This window comes from Cellulomonas sp. P24 (assembly GCF_024704385.1).
Classification (GTDB): domain Bacteria; phylum Actinomycetota; class Actinomycetes; order Actinomycetales; family Cellulomonadaceae; genus JAJDFX01.
Window position 1 is genome coordinate 1,313,988 of sequence record NZ_JAJDFX010000002.1, and the last position, 19,268, is coordinate 1,333,255.

Here is a 19,268-nt window from a genome sequence, read left to right on the forward strand (position 1 = left end):
CCGATCACCCGACCGGCGACCGGTTCACCCCCGCACTGACGCAGCGACGGGCAGCATGATCGTGAACGCCGCACCCCGGCCCGGTCCGTCGCTGTGGACCGTGATCGTCCCACCGTGTGCCTCGGTGATCGCCCTGGCGATCGACAGACCCACCCCAGAACCGCCGTGAGCCCGGTCACGGGCACTGTCGACCCGGTAGAACCGGTCGAACACGTGGGCCAGATGCTCCGAGGGGATGCCCTGGCCATCGTCGGCCACCACGATCCGCACGCGGGCCCCGACACGGTCGACCATCACGCGAACCGCGCCCCCAGACAGGGTGTGGCGAACGGCGTTGTCCAGCAGATTCGTCAGGACCTGCCCGAGCCGGTCGGCGTCCGCGTCGACCATCACGCCCGAGGTGATCGGCGCCATGCGAACGTCGAGGTCGATGCCACGCTCCGCGCACCGGGTCGCGGCCTGAGCGGCCGCGTCGGTGACGATCTTCGTGATCGCGGTGGGAGTGCGCCTCATCGTCAGGCGGCCTTCGTCGACGGTGGTGACCAGAGCGACGTCCTCGCTCAGACGCAGCAAGCGCCCGACCTGGTCGCGGAGCATGCCCAGGGTGGGCGGGTCGGCATGCTCGACTCCCTCGGCGATCGCCTGGAGGTAGGCGCCCAGGGTGGCGATCGGGGTGCGCATCTCGTGGGCAAGGTCACCGAGCATCTGCGTTCGGGTCGCTTCGATCCGGCCGAGGTCGGTGGCCATGGAGTTGAAGGCGTCCGCGAGCTCGTCGAACTCGGCGCCCATCCCGACCGGCGGGACCCGCGCGGTGTAGTCGCGCCTTGCCACCCTCCGGGCCGCGGCGATCACCGGGCTCAGCGAGAGGGTGATGCGCCGGGTCAAGAAGATGCTGACCACCACAGACGTGAGCGTGGCAGCGGCCAGAGCGAGCGCCAGGGACAGAGCGGAGGCGGTGCGGAATGCGCGCTCGGCGTGCACGGTGACCTCCGGGCTCACCGCACCGGCGCGAGCCATGTGGGCGTGGAAGATCGCCGGCCCGACACCGGCGGCCACGACCCAGGCAGTCGCAGCCCCGACGAACACCACGACGACGATCGCCACGAGCAGGCGGGTCCCTAGGTCGCGTCGCCTGGAGGGGCGTGGCGAACCGTCGGTCACTGCCCCGGGCCCATCCGGTACCCCACACCCCGCACGGTGCGGATGAACGTCGGCGCCGTTGAGTCGTCACCCAGCTTGCGGCGCACGTGAGCGATGTGGACGTCCACCAGGTGCTCGTCACCGACCCACGTGGCTCCCCACACCGCCTCGATGAGCTGGACCCGGGAGAAGACCATGCGCGGATGGGTCGCCAACACCGCCAGGACGTCGAACTCGGTGCGGGTCAGATCGACCAGCTCCCCGGCGAGGCGCACCTCCCGGGCGAGCAGGTCGATCGTCAACGATCCGACGGTCATGTCGGCTGTCTCGGCGCCGGTGTCGTCCTGGCGGGGCCGGCGCAGCATGGCCTTGACCCGGGCGACGAGCTCGCGCGGGCTGAACGGCTTGGTGAGATAGTCGTCCGCACCCACGGACAGGCCGATGAGCTTGTCTATCTCCTCCACGCGCGCCGTGAGCATGATGATGTAGCAGTCGGAGAAGGTCCGCACGACCCGGCACACCTCGATGCCGTCGACCCCCGGCAGCCCCAGGTCCAGCACGATCACGCCAGGGTCCCATTCGCGCGCTTGCGCGATCGCCTCATGGCCGTCCGTCGCGGTGGCGACGTCGAACCCGTCTCGCTCCAGGTAGCCGGAGACCAGTCGGGCCAGGGGCACCTCGTCATCCACCACGAGCACCCGGGTCCTGAGGGCTGGAGCAGACGTCGACGCAGTACCCGGATTGGCCATGCCCCCATCGTGATGCCTCCGGCAGGCCCGCAGGTCAACACCAGCGGCGCCGGGCGGGGACTTCATCGAATCTTCATCAAGACTCCGGAGGCCGTGCCGGACTGTCATCCGAGGCTGGATACCGGCGGCGCACCTGGCGCCACGCCCAACACACACTCGGAGGACCCATGACCGGCGCGTCGCCTCAACCTGCGAGCGAACCACCGCTCGCGGCGACACGTGTGGACATCACCGTCGTGAGCACACCCGCGTGCCACTACTGCGCCGATGCCGAGCTCGCGCTCACGGTGATCGCCGACCGGTACCCGATCCGCGTGCGCATCGTGGAGCTGGAGTCGCCCGAAGGCCTGCGTCTGACGGCCCGGCACCGCCCGGCGATGAGCCCGCTGGTCTTGGTGAACGGCCAGTTCTTCAGCGCCGGGCGACTGCCGCGCAAGAAGCTCCTCGCCGTTCTCAGCACTGCTGCCGCCGAGGACGCCTCCTCCGGCGACGGTTCGTGGGTCGCGAGCTGACGATGGGAAGCCTGTTGACCACCGGTAGCGTGCTGGCTGCCTTCTTCGCCGGGGGCGTGGCGTTGTTCGCGCCCTGTTGCATCGTGTTCCTCGCCCCGAGCTACCTGGCGGTGGCGGTCAAGAACCGCCGCTGGCGGCTCTTGCCGTTCACGTTCGTGTTCGCGGCGGGCCTGGCCCTGGTCCTGGTGCCGATCACCCTGGGCGTGGGACTGCTCGCCGGGGCGATCGCGCACTACCACGGCGCACTGTACTTCGCCGGTGGGGTCCTGATGATCGTCCTGGCGATCCTGTCGCTGTCGGGTCGGATGTGGTCGCTGCCCTCGTTCATCGCCGCCCCCGACACCGCCCGCGGTGACACCGGGAGCTTCTTCGCGCTCGGTGTCTTCTCGGGGATCGCCTCGAGCTGCTGCGCGCCGGTCCTCGCCGGAGTCATGACGCTCTCAGCGCTGTCGGGCTCGGCCGCCGGCGGCCTGCTGCTGGGTTTGGCGTTCGTGTTCGGGATGGTGTTCCCCCTGTTCGTGATGGCGCTGGTCTGGGACAAGGCGCACCTGGCCGAGCGGCGGTGGATGCGCCCGCGCCCGGTTCGGCTGCGGGCCGCCGGGCGCGTGCTGGTGACCAACACGCTGAACCTCGGAGTCGCCGCGGCGTTCACCGTCATGGGCGTGGTCGTGTTCTACCTGGCCGCAACCGGTGGAATGTCCGGTGGGTCGGGTGTGCAGGGTGCCATTGGTCGCGGGCTCGCTGGGGGGTTCGAACGCATCCAGGTGTGGTTGGCGCCCGTCCCCGAGGCGGTCCTCGGTCTGGGGCTGCTCGCGCTCGCCGCGGTCTTCGTCGTGGCGACCCTGCGGCGCCGCCCACCGGCCGGTCGCGACGACCCCGACCCCGATGACCCGGCGGACCACCACACCGATTCGCTCCCCGACCGGTCCTCGCCGGCGCAGACCCCAGCCGCATCCAAGGAGAACCGGTCATGACCTCGCGCAGCGCGCAGCGCCGCAACCTCACCGACCGCGCCTCGATCGTGCATGCACAGGCGCTCGCCCGGGCCAAGGCCGAACGCGGCCGGCGCCGGCGCCGGCTCCTGTCGTGGACCGGGGCGCTGGTCGTCATCGCCGCCCTGGTGACCTTCGGCATGCTGACCTCACGTTCGGCGGCGTCCGACGCGCAACGGGTGGCGCCCGACTTCACCCTGCCCACCACCACGGGCACCACCGTGAGCCTGAGCAGCTTCCGTGGGCGCCCGGTGATCTTGTACTTCAGCGAGGGTGCCGGCTGCGCTCCCTGCAGCGCCCAGATCGCCGCGATCGAGAAGGACAAGGCCGCGTTCGACGCGGCACACCTGACCGTGCTGCCGATCGTCATGAACACCCGGGCCGAGATTCAGCCCGATCTGGACGCCGCCGGGGTCACCACCCCCGTCCTGCTCGACAACGGGACCGTCTCCCAGGAGTACGACGCCCTCGGCAAGGGCATGCACCCAGGCCTGCCCGGGCACTCGTTCGTCCTCATCGGCCCCACCGGCACCCAGCTGTGGAGCGCGGAGTACCCCTCGATGTGGCTCGACCCCCCAACAGCTCCTCAGCGAGGCGACCTCGCGACTGAAGGCATGAGCCGCCTCCCGCGCCACCGGCACGCGTCCCCCCAGACCAGGCGGCGCGGTGATCCCACCGCCGCGCCGCCTGCCCCATGCCCGCCACGCCCCCGGCGGCGCCCACGCGCCAAGAGACACCGGATCGCCCTCACGCTCGTGCGGACCGCGCTGGCAGGGACGCTCGTGGCTTCGATCACGGCCTTCGCGGTCGGCTCGACCGGACGCGCCGAAGCGGGCTCACCGACACCGTCCTGGCCGACAACCCTCGAAGCCCTGACCGCGTCGACGCCCGCTCCGCCTGTCCCCACCGCCATGGTCGAGCGCCCCTTGTCGAATCTGGAGCGCGCGTCGCGTTCCGAGGCCCGTAACGCCGTTCCCGGGTGCAGTGGCATCGTGATCGGAGGAGATCGCAACGGGCAGCTGCCGCCGTCCGAGCTGTGCGACCTGTGGCAGCGCCCCTACCAGGACCGCGCAGACGCGGTCGTGACCCTCTACGCCCTCGACGACGCCTACCGGGCCCGGTTCGGGACCGACATGTGCCTGACCTCGGGATACCGGGACCTGGAGAAGCAGGCCGCCCTGCGCGCCAGCCTGGGGTCGAAGGCGGCCCCCCGGGCCTGAGCAACCACGGATGGGGCCTGGCGATCGACTTCTGCGCCGCGACCTACACCGGGACGTCCGGTGCGTGGCTCGACGAGAACGGTCCCGCCTTCGGCTGGGCGAACCCGCCCTGGGCCCACCGCGGCGGGGCCGGACCCTACGAACCCTGGCACTGGGAGTACACCTCCGCAGTGGCACGAATGACCGCCAGCGCGCCCACACGGTGACCCCGCCGGGTCCTCGCGCCGTGCAGGCTCTCCGCCCATGCACGGGCAGCCGTCGAGCCCGATTCGAGGTCCATGGTTGCGCGACGCCCGCACCGCCGACGGGTGCTCACCGCCCATGTCGAGCGCCCCGATGTGGACGCCACAGATCCGTACCGGCGCCCGCGTGAGACCGGGCGGGTCACTTCGAGGATGTCGTGGTGGGCGCGGTCTGCGCGCGGGACGGATGAAACTTCGCGTCGCGACCAGCAGCGCCCCGCCCGCGCCCCCTGCCTGCCGTCGCCAGCCCACCACCCGGGGGTTGGCGCCGGTCGCCCTCGACCGGTGGCCGCGGCCATCACCGTCCCCCCTGGCGTCGTCCGCGATGCCGTGCGGTCGCTCCGTCCATCACCGCGCAGTGGTGCAACAGGTGGACGCGTCTGCGCGGTCTCGTCCGCGCAGTTGCGTGGCCCCTGGGCAACGACGGCGCGAAGCTCTCGGACCTGCTCGCTTGGCACGGGGATCTCCTCGTGTGCGAACCGTCCGACGGTGCCGAGCGTCTGCGCCCAGGACGTTGCCGTCGAAGTCACGAGCTGCGACACGGGCGAACAGCGCGGTCGGCTTGCGGCGCGCGCTCTCCGGGTGCGAACGTCGGGCCGGCGAACGTGAGTGGGCCGGGGTGGCGGGCAGCGTCGGCCGGTCAGGAATGGCGGTTCGTGTGGCCCTCGCGACAACTGCTCGCGGTCAGAACGAAATCGGTGCGCGACCCCGGCGGGCGCGGGAACGACGTCGCCGGACTTCAGGGCTTCTTCGTCAATTCTGCACCCATTTGCACGGGTCTGACGATCATCCTCGAGGTGAGAGCAACCGAACCTACAGGCGCCCGACGAGCAAGCGGTGCTCCTTGCCGATGATGTCAGCGTCAACACCACGATCAGACCGTTCGCGATATTGCGGGCTTTCCCGAAGGTCGCGACTTCGCACCGCAGGCAAGAGTCACGACAGGGAGGCAGGCCATGGGCAGGGCCAGTCATGGTCACCGGGTCGATGACGAAAGCACGCCCGCGCGATGGTGTTCTGCGCATCCGGGCCAGGATTCCACCCGACCACCGGCTCGTCCATTGGATGCGCGCTGTTCCCGGGCCACGCGGCGCGCCCCGACGTTGCGGGCGATGCGCGCACTGGCCGCCTGGTGCCCATCGTGACGGGCATCGATCGTCCGCGTCGAGCACGCCCGCCGACGTCGCGCTCCGCGCTCGGCGCAGACCACAGGCAGCACACCTCCGCCGGAAGGACCGGCGGGGAAAATCGAAATGGATCGAGGGTGATCGACATGAAGGGTTCGTCGGCTCTACCACCGCGTACGCACTTGCCCAAGATCGGGCTACGGGTCGGGTTTGGTCTCATCTGGCTCGTGGATGCCGTCCTGAAGTGGCTTCCGGGTTTCAGGGGTGACTACATGGACACGATCATGGGAGAGGCCAACGGGCAGCCGGGTTGGACGAAGCCGTGGTTCGACTTCTGGACCAACGTGCAACATCCGTACACAACATTCTTCGCCTATCTCGTCGCCGTCCTGGAGACCCTCATCGCGGTGGCGCTGATCATCGGGTTCGCCCGCAAGATCACCTACGTCGGTGCGATTGTCCTGAGCATGCTGATCTGGGGAACCGCCGAAGGTTTCGGTGGTCCGTACACGTCAGGTTCCAGTGACATCGGCACCGCGATCATCTACGTCCTGGTGTTCGTCGCCCTGCTCAGCTTCAGCTACGACGAGGGACCGAGCCGGTACGCCGTCGACACGTGGCTGGAGCGACGGATCAGCTGGTGGCACTGGCTCGCCGAGGTCGGCGCCCACAACCACCACCCCGACTCTGCGGCGCGCCCTGACACCGCCGCACACACCGACACCGCCGCGCACCCCGGGCCCGTCCCCGCAGGCCCGGTGCCGGACACCTCGCGATCCGACTCGCTCGCCACCTCCCACCATTCCCACTGACACCCGCGCCCGTCGACGTCTCACGGAGGCCGTCATGCTCACCTTTCTGGCAACGAACTGGCTGTGGGTCGTGCTGATCGGCGCCATGGCCGTGATGCACCTGGGCCACCGCACGCACGGCGCGGGCGGCCACGGCGGTGGCTGCGGTCACGCGGGAGCCGGGCAGCACCATGGCGGCGAACACGGCGACCACGAGCTGCCCTCGCCGGGTGACCAGGGGCCGGACACGAACCGGACCGCGGGTCCGCGGTGAGCAGCGGATACGGCCTGTGGCCGCTCGTGCTGATCAGCACCGCGATCTTCGTGGTGTTCGCGGCCAGCTTCTTTCACCCGCGCAGCGGGCGCGACTGGCGCGCGATGGGCGCCTACACGGGGTTCCTGGTGGCGCTGTTCACCGAGATGTACGGCTTCCCGCTGACCGTCTACGTGCTGGCCGGCCCGTTGGGGACCCGGTTCCCGCTGCTACGCGCCGACCACGCCGGCGGGCACCTGTGGAACGACCTGATCGGGTGGACTGGCGACCCGCACGCAAGCCCCTTCCACCTGGCGTCCTACGCGATGATCGGTGGCGGGTTCTGGTTGATCGCCGTCGCGTGGCGCCACCTGTTCGCCGCCGCCCGCGACCACCAGCTCGCCACGGCCGGACCCTACGGTTGGCTCCGCCATCCTCAGTACGCAGGCTTTCTGCTCGTCATGCTCGGCCTACTCGTCCAATGGCCGACCATCCCGACCCTGGTCATGTTCCCGGTCCTCGCCGTGGTTTACCGGCGCTTGGCGCGCAACGAAGAACGTGAGGTCGCCGCAGCCTTCGGCCAGGCCTGGACCGCGTACGCGGCCACGGTCAACCCGTTCATCCCCAGGCGCCCCCGCCCTATCGCACCCGCAAAATCCGCACGACCCGTGGCTGTCTCAGCCGCTCCCCCAGCGACGAGACCGAACTGACGCCACACGGTGCCGCATCGCGATCAGAGCGAGGTCCACCGCCAGGACGTGCAGGCCGCGAACTCACTGCACCGACCCGGCTCAGTCTGACGACGACCGTGTGCGCCATGCCAACCACGGCCTGGCGCATCTCCGGTTCGAGCCCGGCCAGCAGCTCCGTGGCCCACGATTGCCGCCGGCAGCGGACCTACCGCGGTTTGTGACGATGCCGGGGTCGGTCGACCGGTGATTCAGATCCTGCCCCGGCGCGGCGGCGATTCTCCGTGGTCGCCGATGCGGCTACGCCGGCCACGAGCCGGCCAGCGCCGATCTTGACCAGATTTTCGTGGTTTCGAGGTCGGGACGACATGATCGCCGCCCTACTCTGCATATACCCCGGTGGGGTACCTGCCGGGTATCGAGCCGCACCTTGCCCCGGACACGCGGTGCGTGCGCCAGCGCCTGGCGTCGAAAGGTTACGCGATGACGACAACCCGCTTCGCGGTCACTGGAGTGACCGCTTCGAAGGCCGGCGGCGAATCACCGTCTGAGCTGCTCGTCGCAACTGGGATTGAGAAGGCGTACGGGCGCGGTATGTGGCCGCTGCGGCACCGTCAGGAGGTGTTGCGCGGGGCCAGTCTCAGCCTGCTTGCCGGCGAGGTAGTGGGCCTGGTCGGGGAGAACGGGTCCGGCAAGAGCACCTTGATGAGAATCCTCGTCGGTGCGCAGGCCTCCGACGCCGGGACGGTGGTCCGCACCGGCACGCTGGGGTACTGCCCGCAACAGCCCCTTGTCTACCCCCGCCTCACGCCAGATGAGCATTTCGAGCTCTTCGCGCGCGCCTATCAGATGACCGACGAACAGGCCCGCGTGTCCCGCCAGGGCATCTACGACCGGCTCGGCTTCGCCCGCTACGCCCATACCCGAGTCGAGCGTCTGTCGGGCGGAACCTTGGCCAAGGTCAACCTCGGGCTCGCGCTGCTCGCGGACCCTGATCTGCTGTTGCTCGACGAGCCGTACGCCGGGTTCGACTGGGACACATACCAGAAGTTCTGGGGCTTGGTCGCCGACCGCCGTCAGGCCGGTCGCGCAGTTCTCGTCGTCAGCCACTTCGTGGTCGACGAAGACCGGTTCGACCGCATCGTCGACCTCAAGGACGGACGGGCCGTGGCGCGATGACCGTGCTGGTGTTTGTCCGGCGCTTCCTCACCGACTACGCCCGCAACCCGGTCAACGTGTTGCTGCTCGTCGTGGTCCCCGTCGTGTTCGTCGTGGTCGTGGCCGCAAGCCTGGCCGACTTCGCGAAGCTGCTTGGCGGCAGCGGATCGGCTGTGCAGACCGTCACGGCCGCCTGGGCGGCCGCGTTCCTGGCCGGCATCGCGATGTACTTCCAGATCGCCGCCACCCGGGACACCGACCGGCGCGTGGTCATCGCCGGGTTCCCGGCCTCCCGCCTGGTGCTCGCTCGGCTCCTGACAGGCCTGGCCCTGGCAGTACTCGCCAGCGCAACCGCCCTGGTCGCGCTGGCCGCCCGTACCGGCATCGAGGACCCGGTCCCGGTCATCGCCGGCACCGTGATGTCCGCGATCATCTACCTCGCGATTGGCGCCACCGTCGGCACTGTGGTCCGCAACCCGGTCAACGGCACCGTCATCGTGCTGTTCGTCTGGATACTGGACGTGTTCTTCGGACCCGCCATCGGTGCGACTGACCGGGTCGCCACGCGCGGCCTACCGACTCACTTCGTCACGCTGTGGATGGTGGGCCTCCCGTCCGGACACAGCAGCCATGGAGGAGATCTCGCCTGGGCCCTGGCGTGGACGCTCACCGCCGTGCTTGCCTCGTGGGCGATCGTCTCGGCGCGTACCGGTCGCGCCCGCGGACACGCCCGACGCCAGTCCCGGGCACGAACCGGGCAGCTCGTAGCCGCGTCCCAGATGGCCCGGCGCGACGCGCGACGCAACCCGGCCCAGTGGGCGCTGTTCGTCCTCGTGCCGGTCGTGTTCATCCTCGGCTCCGTGGCGGTCACCCCACACAAGCCCATCACCGTGACGCTCGAGGAGCACGGCCGTCGAATCGCGCACTCCTTGCCGATGCCCGATGTGCACGCAGCCACCATGGCCCCCCTCGCGATCGCCTCACTGGCAGCGCTGATCGGGTTGTTCTTCCTGTTCGACAGCCGCGAAAGTGATCGACGCGTCGCCCTCGCCGGGCTGAGGCCGAACGCGCTGCTGGGAGCCCGCCTGGGCGTGCTCACCCTGACGGTGCTGGCCGCGACCGCCGTGTCCGTCGCGACCGTTGCACAGGTCTTCAACGCCACCCGGTGGCTCACCTACGTCGCAGCGAGCGTTCTCATCGCAATGACCTACGCCCTCGTCGGCGCCCTGCTCGCCCGGGTCTTCGGGCGAGTCGGCGGCGTCTTCATGGCGTTCGTGCTCCCCTTCCTCGACGTTGGCATCGTGCAGAGCCCGATGCTCCACCCCACCCCCACGACGCTGGCCACCTGGCTACCCGGCTACGGCGCGTCGCGGGTCCTGCTCGACGGAGCGTTCACCAGCGGCTTCGAGGAGACTGTGCCCCTGCTCATCGGTCTGGGTTGGCTCCTCGTCCTTGGCGTCGGGGTCGCGCTGGCCTACCGCCACGCGATAGCACCCGCCGCGCCGGCGGCCTGTGCGGGTAGCCGACGCGCCCGTCGTTGACCACAAGCGGGCCGATCTGGTCCCGTCGGGACCCGGACCGGACCCTCGCGGGCGGGCACCTGATCGCCGCAACCTGCCGCGCTCCCCGCCACCGCGGTCGGGTTCTCGCCGGCCGCGCGTGGTGCTGCCCGCCTGCGGACCGTACCGCGCGGGTTCGGTCAGCCGACCAGCCCGACGGTCAGCGCGGCGAGGAACGTGATCCCGGCGAGCACCAGGGTGATCTGGCGTCCGTGGGTCGTCTTGCGCGGTAGGCCGCGCAGCGGGAACAGGAGCTGGCGTCCCACCACGTACAGTGCGAAGCCGGCGAGGAAGACCGCGCCGTCCACGTGCGGGCGCCCCACCAGGACGGCCACGAGCGTTGCCGAGGCCAGCACGGCGGCCAGGGTGGACTCCATCAGCTGGACCGGGATGCGGCGCACACCGATCTGACGGTCCGAGGACCACAGCCCCCATCGCGAGGCGGTCGGCAGGCCGGCGCAGCAGCCGCCGAAGAAGCACCCGAGGCGTCCGATCGCCTGACCGAGCAGAAGACTCGGAACAGTCAGATCCAGCAGCACGCCAACGGGGATCCCACTCAGCGCGGCCCCGAGAGCAAAGGTCCCGATCGCCGCCAGGACGAACCCCTGGATGCTCATCCCGACACTCAGAAGCCGGCGCTTCTCCTCCAGGTGGGTAACCCGGTAGTAGACCTTCGCCCCGAGGAACCCCATCAGGCAGGCGACCAGCGCGACCAGCAGGACCCGGGTGACGGGCAGTCCGCGCCCGGCCGCGAGCACCGACTCCATGATCAGCGCGGCGAGCACCCCGGTACCTACCAGGGCCGGCCACGCACCCAAGACAACCCCGGGCGCACGCAGCTGTGTCATGGGGGCGTAGGACGAAACCCCGACGTTCGTCGCGCTCGCCAGGGGTACCGGCTGCGTCCGGGCCGCGCCACCGTCCTGCGGGGCGCCGGCAATCGCGTGCGCGGTGACCTGCCACCGGCCGGGCGTCTTGTCGAGCACGCGGTGGGTCAGTGCGACCCGTCCGCTGCCCGGTTGCACGTGGAGCATCGTGGCGAGCTCCTGGAACGTGTCCTTCGGTCCCCGGTTGCCCTTCACGTCCAGGCGGACCCCGATGAACCGCACGGTCACTGGATAGGGGTCCCCGCTCGGGGCCGCGTCGAACCAGTACGTCAGGCCGATCGCCTGGGGCTCTTGCGAGGACAGGGACTCGAAGCCCGGCGTGATGAACTGTAGGGGCCAACCCGCACCGGACCCGCCGGCGATGGCTGCCAACCGCGGAACAGCCACGTCGAGCGCGGTGCGCTCGATCGCGGTGGCAGTCTCCGCCGAGTCGGGGCCGCTGGGCCGCGGGCTGGACTCCCCGGGCCTGAGCGCGTGGCGTCTGAGCGGAATAGGGGTGTCAACGCGCGTGCCCTGTGGTCGCGCGCCCGTTCGCAGGCGGGCGGTCCCGGTCGGGTGCGAAGCTGCCTCAGCCGGGATGTTCCCCGTCAGGAGGGAGCCACCGCGGCGCTCGGCGACAGGTTCGGGCCCGAGCAGGCCGGCGCCGGGTCGGGCGATCTTCGGTGAGGGACGAGGTGACGTCGCGGGCATCGGAACCCTCCAGGGGTCGTGGTGGACCGGGCCACGCGGTGCGGACGGCCGACCGCTGCGGCGAGTTCCAGGTTCGTCCGCGCACGCAGCACATCCGACCGAGGCGCGGTCAAGATTCCCTGAAGGTTCGCCCAGGGCCACCCCTGCGGTTGCACGATCACACGACTATCGCCAGTCCACCGGCGCACTCTCGATCAGGCGCGTGCACCAGCGCCGCTCACGGCGTCGGACCCGGTGCGGGTCGGTGCCGGCCGGGCGCGAGCACGATCCCCATCGCGACGAGCACTGCGACCAGGCCGACCCCGGTCCACCCCGACGTCCGCTCGCTCAGCACGACAGCGCCCAGCACGATCCCCACGACCGGGGTCAGGAACGTCCATGCGCTCAGGGCGTCCAGCCGTGCACGCCTGGTCTCGGTGAACCATGCGACGAACGCCGCGGCGCTTCCCACCAGAGACAAGAACGCGAGCACGGCGATGAACCGCGGCGTCCAGGCGATCACGGGCGCCCCCTCGACGGCTTCGGCGACCACTGCCAGGACAGCTCCGCCGATCACGAAGTGCCATCCGCTGGCCCCGATCACGTCGAGGGACCCCAGCCGGCGCGACAGCAGGGTGCCGGCGGTGATGGCTGAGGCGGCCAGCAACGACAGTGCCGCCCCGCGTCCGCCTCCCCCAGGCACGGCGACCAGCACCAGGCCGGTGAACCCGACGACGAGCGCCCCGGCCGTGCGGCGCGAGACGGCCTCGCCGTAAAGCCACCACGCCGGCAACAGGATCAGCAACGGCTGGGCGTTGGCAAGGACCGCGGCCGTCCCGGTGGCCAGACCGCCCGCCGCGGCGAACATGGCCCCGAAGCCAACGGTGACATTGACCAGACCCAGCACCGCGATCAGGCCCCACGCGCGTACACCCACCGGTCCCGGGCGGTGCTGGCTTCTGCCGACAGCCAGCAGGGCCGCCCCGGCCACCAGCGCGCGCAGGGCCGCGAACCACAGGACCGGGGCATCGCGCAGTCCCCACTGGATGGCCACGAAACACGCCCCCCAGACGGCCGTGACCCACAGCATCCGTAGCGGGCGGGGGCGCCCGAGTGCCGGAGCCGGGCTCGCAGCATCAGTGCCAGGTGTCACGGTGGTCGCGGTCACGGCACGGTGTCCGTTACCGGAGCCCGGCCGGCGCGGGCACGGCCGTGGTGGCCGATGTCGGGCCCGTGGGTGTTGCTGGTGTGGGCAGGCGTAGACGCTTGAGCAGCAGGGCGTTGACGGCAACGATCAGTGAGGAACCGGACATCGACAACGCGGCGATCTCCGGTCGCAGGACGAGCCCGAATGCGGGTTCGAAGACCCCGGCGGCAATCGGCAGGGCGATCGCGTTGTACCCCACGGCCCAGCCGAGGTTCTGGTGCATCTTGCGCACCGTGGCACGCCCGACGCGCAACGCGACGGACACGTCCAGCGGGTCCGAGCGCATCAGCACGATGTCCGCGGTCTCGATGGCGACGTCCGTCCCGGCGCCGATGGCGATGCCCACGTCTGCCGTGGCCAGGGCCGGGGCGTCGTTGACGCCGTCGCCGACCATTGCCACCCGTTTGCCGGACCGCTGCAGCTCGGCGATCTTGGCGGCCTTGTCCCCGGGCAGGACCTCGGCGATCACGGTGTCGATACCGAGCTGGTCGGCGATGCGCGTGGCGGTCGCCTCGTTGTCCCCGGTGAGCATGACCACGTCGATCCCGGACTCGTGAAGGGCAGCCACCGCGGCGGAAGCGGTGTCCCGCGGCGCATCGGCCAGCGCGATGGCTCCCGTGGCACGGCCGTCCACAGCGACCAGGACCGCAGTGCGCCCAGAGGCTGCCAGCTCGTCACGACGCTGCGCCAGGTCGCCCAGGTCGACATCGTCGGCCGCCATGAGCCGGGCGTTGCCGACCAGCACGCGACGTCCGTCCACCTGTGCGCTGGCACCCTGGCCGGGAACGTTGCGGAAATCGGTCATCGTCAATGTCTCAAGGCCTCGGCTGGCGGCCAGGTCGGCAAAGGCCCGGGCCAACGGATGCTCGGACTCGCGTTCAACCGCCGCTACCAGGGCCAGCATCTCGTCCTGGCTCATGTCCTGGGCGATCACGTCGGTGACCTCGGGTGCACCCTTGGTCAGGGTGCCGGTCTTGTCCATCACGACGGTGTCGATCCGGGCCGAGGTCTCCAGGGCTGTGGCGTCCTTGAACAGCACCCCGCGCCTCGCACCCAGACCGGTACCCACCATGATCGCCGTCGGGGTCGCCAGACCCAGTGCGTCGGGGCATGTGATCACCACGACGGTGATCGCGAACAGCATCGCTGTCTGCACGCTCGCACCGGCAGCCAGCCAGACCCCGAACGTCGCCCCGCCACCGATCAGCGCCACCAGGACGAGCCAGAATGCGGCCCGGTCGGCCAGTCGTTGCCCGGGGGCCTTGGAGTTCTGCGCCTGCTGGACCATGGCCACGATCTGCGCCAGTGCGGTGTCCGCGCCGACCTTCGTGGCCCGAACCCGCAACGTCCCGGTGGTGTTGATCGAGGCGCCGATCACCGGCAGCCCGGGTGTCTTGGCGACCGGCATGGACTCCCCAGTGACCATCGACTCGTCGACCTCAGACTCACCGTCTTCGACCACCCCGTCCACGGGGATCTTCGCCCCGGGCCGGATCAGCAGCAGGTCACCGACCTGAACCTCCGCGGTGGGCACCTCGACGAACTGCCCGCCGCGGACGACGACGGCCTTCGCCGGGGCGAGCTCGAGCAGGGTTCGCACCGCGTCGCTCGCCCCTCCCCGGGCGCGCATCTCGAACCAGTGCCCCAGCAGCACGAACGACGTCAGCACGGTGGCGGCCTCGTAGAAGACGTCACCGCCACCGGTCAGGGTCACCACCAGGGAGTAAAGCCAACCGGCACCCACCCCCACCGCCACCAGGACCATCATGTCCAGCGTCTTGGCGCGCAAGGCCCGGAACGCGCCGTCGAAGAAGATCCACGCCGAGTAGAAGACCACCGGCACCGACAGGCCCAAGGAGAACACGTCGTCGCGCAGACCGAACGGCGCGGCGACGCTGAAACCCAGAACCTGGCGCCCGATCGGAGACCACAGCACGATCACCACCGAGAGCACGGCCGCGACCACCAACCGGTTGCGCATGTCGCGGACCATGTCCGCCATCGTCATCGCGCCGTGCCCGCCGCCATGCCCCATCGCCTCATGCACAGAACCGACCGGGGCGTCGTGCCCGCCGTGGGCGTCGTGCGCGTCGTGGCCCGCGTGGCTGGCTGGCGTGGGCGGCTCGGCCATCGGGTCGCACGAGTGCTCGGGCACCGACTGCCCGGCGCAGTGCAGTCCGCAGTCTCGGACCCAACCGGACAGCTCGGCGACATCGGTGCGGTCAGGGTCGTAGGTGACGTTCGCCGTCTGCGATACGGCGTTCGCCTCCACGGCGAGGACCCCGGGGCGACGGCGCAAGGTGCGCTCCACCACGGCGGCGGAGGTGGCCCCGTGCAATCCGCCCACCTGCAAGACGACGGTGCGTGCTGACATGTCCAGCGTCCCTTCAGGACTTCGGTTCCGGCCAACGTGCCGGGACGGTCGTGGTGCCTGGCGGCCGCTGGTCGATGTGCACGGTTCAGCTGCGCACGAGCCGGGCGATCGCGGCCGAGGCCTCTTTGAGCTTGGCGTCCTGCTCGGGCCCCCCGGTCCGGGCGGCGTCCACCAGACAGTGACTCATGTGGTCCTCCAGCAGCACCAGGGCCACCGACTGCAGTGCTCGGGAGGCTGCCGAGACCTGCGTCAAGACCTCGATGCAGTAGGTGTCCTTCTCGACCATGCGGGCGATCCCGCGCACCTGACCCTCGATGCGACTCAGCCGGTTCAGCAGGTCGCTCGTCGGGCATCGGTCCACCGTCATCACGGTCCTCCTTCCCTAGCTAGCTGAGGCGTCCTGGCGTGGCGGGCACCCGCCGGGGGTGGATGTCTCCTCCCCCGGCGGGTCGGGGTTCAGGATGTCGCGGCGCCGGCGTACGTGTGCGGATCCGAGTTGAAGGTCGCGGCGCAGGCCGTGGAGCAGAAGTAGTAGGTGGTGCCGTGGTGCTCGGCGCTGGCGGCGGCCGTGGCCGGGTCCACGCCCATGCCGCAGACCGGATCGGTGGTCTTGCTCGACTTTCCGAACATGGTGTCCTCCTGGTGTTCATCGCGCCCGATCTCCACCACCGGGTCGGTGGTGGGCACCCGGACGTCGTCATCGATGGCCCGCGGCGTGAACCTGCGGAGCCGGTTGGCGTTGGCCACCACGGACAGTGACGACAACGCCATCGCACCTGCGGCGATCATCGGGCTCAACCGAAGGCCGAAGGCGGGGTAGAGCGCGCCGGCGGCGATCGGGATGCCGATCCCGTTGTAGACGAACGCGAACACCAGGTTCTGGCGGATGTTGCGCATCGTGGCCCGTGACAGGTCGATCGCGGTGACCAACCCGGACAGGGCCCCGGAGATCAACGTGATGTCCGAGGCCTCGATGGCCACGTCGGTGCCGGTGCCGATCGCCGAGCCCACGTCGGCCTGCGCCAGCGCCGGGGCGTCGTTCACGCCGTCGCCGACCATGCCCACCACGCGCCCCTCGCCCTGCAGTCGGCGCACCTCGGCAGCCTTGTGCTCCGGCATCACCTCGGCCAGGACCCGGCGGATGCCGACCTGGCGGGCGATGGCGGCGGCGGTGGCCCGGTTGTCACCGGTCATCATCACGACCTCGATCCCCAGGGCGTGCAACGCCGCCACGGCTGCGGCCGAGCCGGTCTTGATGGTGTCGGCCACCGCGACGACGGCGGCGGGGCGCCCGTCGACGGCCACGAGCATGGGGCTCTTGCCGTCGGCGGCCAGGCGCGCGGACTCCGACTCGAGGACGCCGGCGTCGATGCCGGCTCCGGATAGCAGGCGCCGGTTGCCCACCAGCACCTCCCTGCCTGCGACGAGGGCCCGCACGCCCTGGCCGGTGATCGAGTCGAATGCCGTCGCCGGTGTCAGGGCCAGGCCACGTTCCTTGGCGCCGGCGACGATTGCGGTGGCCAACGGGTGTTCGGAGGAGACCTCGACGGCCGCGACCAGCGCCAGAACCTCCTCGGAGGTGAAACCGGGTGCGGGCAGGACATCGGTCAGGACCGGGGTGCCGTTGGTGATCGTGCCGGTCTTGTCCAACACGATGGTGTCGAGCTTGTGCGCGGTCTCCAGGGCCTCGGCCGACCGGATGAGGATCCCGGCGGTGGCGCCCTTGCCGGTGCCGACCGTGATCGACAAGGGTGTCGCCAGACCAAGCGCGCACGGGCAGGCGATGACCAGCACCGAGACCCCCGCCACCAGGGCGAAGACGAATGCGGGCGGCGGACCCACCAGCGCCCAGACGACGAAGGTCCAGATCGCCAACGCGATCACCGCCGGCACGAAGTAGCCGGAGACCTTGTCCGCCAGTCGCTGGATCGGGGCCTTGGAACCCTGAGCCTGGCGGACCAGCTTGATGATTTGCGCGAGCATGGTGTCCGCGCCGATCTTCATCGCCTGGTAGGTGAAGGTCCCGGTCTGGTTGATCGTGGCGCCGATGACGGTGTCACCTGCCGCTTTGACGACCGGGATCGGTTCACCGGTGACCATCGACTCGTCCACGGGCGACCGACCCTCGACGACCACTCCATCCACGGGAAGCTTCTCTCCTGGGCGCACCACGACGACGTCACCCAGCACCACCGCGTCGATGTCGATCTCGGTCTCGACCCCGCCGCGGACGACGCGGGCGGTGCGTGGCTGCAGCCCGATCAAGGTCCGGATCGCCTCGCCGGTGCCCGCCTTGGCTCGCGTCTCGAACAGTCGCCCGAGGAGGATCAGGGTGACGATCACCCCGACAGCCTCGTAGTAGACCGACCGGACGTCGGCGGGCAGCACGCCGGGGACGATCGTGACGACGAGGCTGTAGCTGTAGGCCGCGATCGTGCCCAGGGTGATCAGGGAGTTCATGTCCGCGGTGCGGTGAGACAGCGCAAGCCACCCGGTGCGGTGGATCGGCCACCCGGTCCACACCATCACCGGGGTGATGAGCGCGAGCTGGAACCACCTGTTCATCAACAGCATAGGGACCCAGGTGACTCCGGCCAGGTCGGTGAGCATCACCGCGAACAGCACGGGCGCGGTGAGCACCGCGCCGAGGATCACCCGCCGCTTGAGGTCGGCAATTTCTGCGTCTCGCTCCCGCTCCTCGGCATCGGCAGCCTCCGCCGCTGCCGCTGCACCCAACGGGTCACCTCCACCGCCCACGACGGAGGCGGTGACCGGATCGATCGCACCGTCCAGGGCCTGGACCCGTGACCCGCCCATCACCTCGTCCGGGCTGTCGTCGTGCAGCTCGCCCAGTGCCGCGATGAGTGCCTCCACACCACCGGGCGCCGCGACCTCCGGCGACGGGGCGTCGCCGACCACCCGCAGGGTGCCGTGCAGCATGCTCATCCCGCACGCGAACCCGTACTCACCGGGAACCTCGGGGGTGAACTCGACCGCCGTGGTCTCGAACGCGGGAAGGGTCTGGTTGACCTTGAAGTCCGCGAAGACCACCCGCGAGGAGCAGTCGCCGGACTCCTGGCGGTCGAACAACAACCTGACGGGCACCCCGGGGACCACCTGGATGACGTCCGGGCTGTACCCGCCCTTGACCGTCACCGTGACGACCTGCACCCCGTTGTCGAGCTGCGCCCGGCGCGAGGTCTTGGGTCCGAAGAAGTACCAGGCCATCAGCCCCGTGAGGGCCGCGGCCACGACGATGATCACCACGTCGCCGATGTTCATGACCGTGCACCTCCACCTTCGCTGTGACCAGACGAACCGTGCCTGACCTCGTGATCGCCGACGGGCGGCGCCGGGGTGCGCTCCCGGATTCGGGTCCTGGCCCCGGTGAGGGCGAACCCCGCCTCACCGACCGCGTCGCGGACCTGCCCGAGGCCGACATGCGGCCTGGAGGTGACTGTCACTGAGGACGACCCGTCACGAACGAGGTCGACCTTGACCTGGGTCACCCCCGCCACGTCGTGCACGTGCTCCAACACCTGCGCGAGGCAGTCCCCGCAGGTCAGCCCTTCGACGTCATACCGCGTGGTCGTCACGATCGATCCCCCGTCCATCTCTCGCAGGTTTGCGCTCGGCGTCGTCCCGGTCGCCCCTGGATACCCCGTTGGGGTATCTGGTGCCAGTCAAGACCGGGCAGGT

The 19,268-nt window shown here is 70.3% G+C and carries 17 protein-coding genes; 9 read left to right on the top strand and 8 right to left on the bottom strand.

What is annotated here, in order from left to right; translation table 11 throughout:
• Positions 1–24: 24 nt before the first annotated feature.
• Positions 25–1,104, bottom strand: a complete 1,080-nt coding sequence (locus LJB74_RS06130) for a cell wall metabolism sensor histidine kinase WalK (protein WP_259307703.1) — start codon at positions 1,102–1,104, stop codon at positions 25–27.
• A 53-nt stretch (positions 1,105–1,157) separates the two neighbouring features.
• Positions 1,158–1,889, bottom strand: a complete 732-nt coding sequence (locus LJB74_RS06135) for a response regulator transcription factor (RefSeq protein ID WP_259307704.1) — start codon at positions 1,887–1,889, stop codon at positions 1,158–1,160.
• Positions 1,890–2,056: 167 nt separating this feature from the next.
• On the opposite strand from LJB74_RS06135, the gene LJB74_RS06140 reads away from it, so the two are divergent.
• From LJB74_RS06140 to LJB74_RS06175, 9 genes are all read left to right on the top strand, one after another.
• The gene (locus tag LJB74_RS06140; protein WP_259307705.1) at positions 2,057–2,401 is read left to right on the top strand and encodes a glutaredoxin; all 345 of its coding nucleotides are present in this window, start codon (positions 2,057–2,059) and stop codon (positions 2,399–2,401) included.
• A gap of 14 nt (positions 2,402–2,415) precedes the next feature.
• Entirely contained in the window at positions 2,416–3,375 is a 960-nt protein-coding gene (locus LJB74_RS06145; protein WP_259307706.1) for a cytochrome c biogenesis CcdA family protein, read from the top strand.
• Positions 3,372–4,613, top strand: a complete 1,242-nt coding sequence (locus tag LJB74_RS06150) for a redoxin domain-containing protein (protein WP_259307707.1) — start codon at positions 3,372–3,374, stop codon at positions 4,611–4,613. Before LJB74_RS06145 ends, LJB74_RS06150 begins: the two co-directional genes overlap by 4 nt.
• Positions 4,529–4,819 (top strand): M15 family metallopeptidase, encoded by a 291-nt coding sequence (locus tag LJB74_RS20820; RefSeq protein ID WP_396125124.1) that lies wholly within the window; start codon positions 4,529–4,531, stop codon positions 4,817–4,819. Before LJB74_RS06150 ends, LJB74_RS20820 begins: the two co-directional genes overlap by 85 nt.
• A gap of 1,390 nt (positions 4,820–6,209) precedes the next feature.
• Complete coding sequence (locus tag LJB74_RS06155) at positions 6,210–6,794, top strand: DoxX family protein (protein ID WP_259307708.1); 585 nt, start codon at positions 6,210–6,212, stop codon at positions 6,792–6,794.
• Positions 6,795–6,828: 34 nt separating this feature from the next.
• Positions 6,829–7,047: a hypothetical protein gene (locus tag LJB74_RS06160; RefSeq protein WP_259307709.1), complete on the top strand. Its 219-nt coding sequence runs from the start codon at positions 6,829–6,831 to the stop codon at positions 7,045–7,047.
• The gene (locus tag LJB74_RS06165) at positions 7,044–7,736 is read left to right on the top strand and encodes an isoprenylcysteine carboxylmethyltransferase family protein (RefSeq protein ID WP_259307710.1); all 693 of its coding nucleotides are present in this window, start codon (positions 7,044–7,046) and stop codon (positions 7,734–7,736) included. Before LJB74_RS06160 ends, LJB74_RS06165 begins: the two co-directional genes overlap by 4 nt.
• A gap of 462 nt (positions 7,737–8,198) precedes the next feature.
• Positions 8,199–8,894, top strand: coding sequence for an ATP-binding cassette domain-containing protein (locus LJB74_RS06170; protein ID WP_259307711.1), 696 nt, complete (start codon positions 8,199–8,201; stop codon positions 8,892–8,894).
• Positions 8,891–10,414 (top strand): ABC transporter permease, encoded by a 1,524-nt coding sequence (locus LJB74_RS06175; RefSeq protein ID WP_259307712.1) that lies wholly within the window; start codon positions 8,891–8,893, stop codon positions 10,412–10,414. The genes LJB74_RS06170 and LJB74_RS06175 overlap by 4 nt, the downstream gene beginning before the upstream one ends.
• 158 nt (positions 10,415–10,572) lie before the next feature.
• Here LJB74_RS06175 and LJB74_RS06180 read toward each other — a convergent pair whose 3' ends face one another.
• From LJB74_RS06180 to LJB74_RS20825, 6 genes are all read right to left on the bottom strand, one after another.
• Positions 10,573–11,706 carry a prolipoprotein diacylglyceryl transferase gene (locus LJB74_RS06180; RefSeq protein WP_259307713.1) on the bottom strand — a complete coding sequence of 378 codons (1,134 nt, stop codon included), beginning with the start codon at positions 11,704–11,706 and terminating at the stop codon, positions 10,573–10,575.
• A 520-nt stretch (positions 11,707–12,226) separates the two neighbouring features.
• On the bottom strand, positions 12,227–13,156 hold the full coding sequence (locus LJB74_RS06185; protein ID WP_259307714.1) for a DMT family transporter: 930 nt from the start codon (positions 13,154–13,156) through the stop codon (positions 12,227–12,229).
• Between the two features lie 13 nt (positions 13,157–13,169).
• Positions 13,170–15,569, bottom strand: a complete 2,400-nt coding sequence (locus LJB74_RS06190) for a cation-translocating P-type ATPase (protein ID WP_259307715.1) — start codon at positions 15,567–15,569, stop codon at positions 13,170–13,172.
• A gap of 85 nt (positions 15,570–15,654) precedes the next feature.
• A complete protein-coding gene (locus LJB74_RS06195) occupies positions 15,655–15,936 on the bottom strand; it encodes a metal-sensitive transcriptional regulator (RefSeq protein ID WP_259307716.1) in 282 nt (93 codons plus the stop codon).
• 89 nt (positions 15,937–16,025) lie between these two features.
• Positions 16,026–18,851 (bottom strand): heavy metal translocating P-type ATPase, encoded by a 2,826-nt coding sequence (locus LJB74_RS06200; RefSeq protein WP_259307717.1) that lies wholly within the window; start codon positions 18,849–18,851, stop codon positions 16,026–16,028.
• Entirely contained in the window at positions 18,848–19,183 is a 336-nt protein-coding gene (locus tag LJB74_RS20825; RefSeq protein ID WP_396125125.1) for a heavy-metal-associated domain-containing protein, read from the bottom strand. Before LJB74_RS20825 ends, LJB74_RS06200 begins: the two co-directional genes overlap by 4 nt.
• Positions 19,184–19,268 lie beyond the last annotated feature (85 nt).

Excerpts from the sequence above, each read along its gene's own strand:
- LJB74_RS06135 (WP_259307704.1), bottom strand. The coding sequence starts at position 1,889 with ATGGCCAATCCGGGTACTGCGTCGACGTCTGCTCCAGCCCTCAGGACC.
- LJB74_RS06140 (WP_259307705.1), top strand. The coding sequence starts at position 2,057 with ATGACCGGCGCGTCGCCTCAACCTGCGAGCGAACCACCGCTCGCGGCG.
- LJB74_RS06150 (WP_259307707.1), top strand. The coding sequence starts at position 3,372 with ATGACCTCGCGCAGCGCGCAGCGCCGCAACCTCACCGACCGCGCCTCG.
- LJB74_RS06160 (WP_259307709.1), top strand. The coding sequence starts at position 6,829 with ATGCTCACCTTTCTGGCAACGAACTGGCTGTGGGTCGTGCTGATCGGC.
- LJB74_RS06170 (WP_259307711.1), top strand. The coding sequence starts at position 8,199 with ATGACGACAACCCGCTTCGCGGTCACTGGAGTGACCGCTTCGAAGGCC.
- LJB74_RS06175 (WP_259307712.1), top strand. The coding sequence starts at position 8,891 with ATGACCGTGCTGGTGTTTGTCCGGCGCTTCCTCACCGACTACGCCCGC.
- LJB74_RS06190 (WP_259307715.1), bottom strand. The coding sequence starts at position 15,569 with ATGTCAGCACGCACCGTCGTCTTGCAGGTGGGCGGATTGCACGGGGCC.
- LJB74_RS06195 (WP_259307716.1), bottom strand. The coding sequence starts at position 15,936 with ATGACGGTGGACCGATGCCCGACGAGCGACCTGCTGAACCGGCTGAGT.
- LJB74_RS06200 (WP_259307717.1), bottom strand. The coding sequence starts at position 18,851 with ATGAACATCGGCGACGTGGTGATCATCGTCGTGGCCGCGGCCCTCACG.
- LJB74_RS20825 (WP_396125125.1), bottom strand. The coding sequence starts at position 19,183 with ATGGACGGGGGATCGATCGTGACGACCACGCGGTATGACGTCGAAGGG.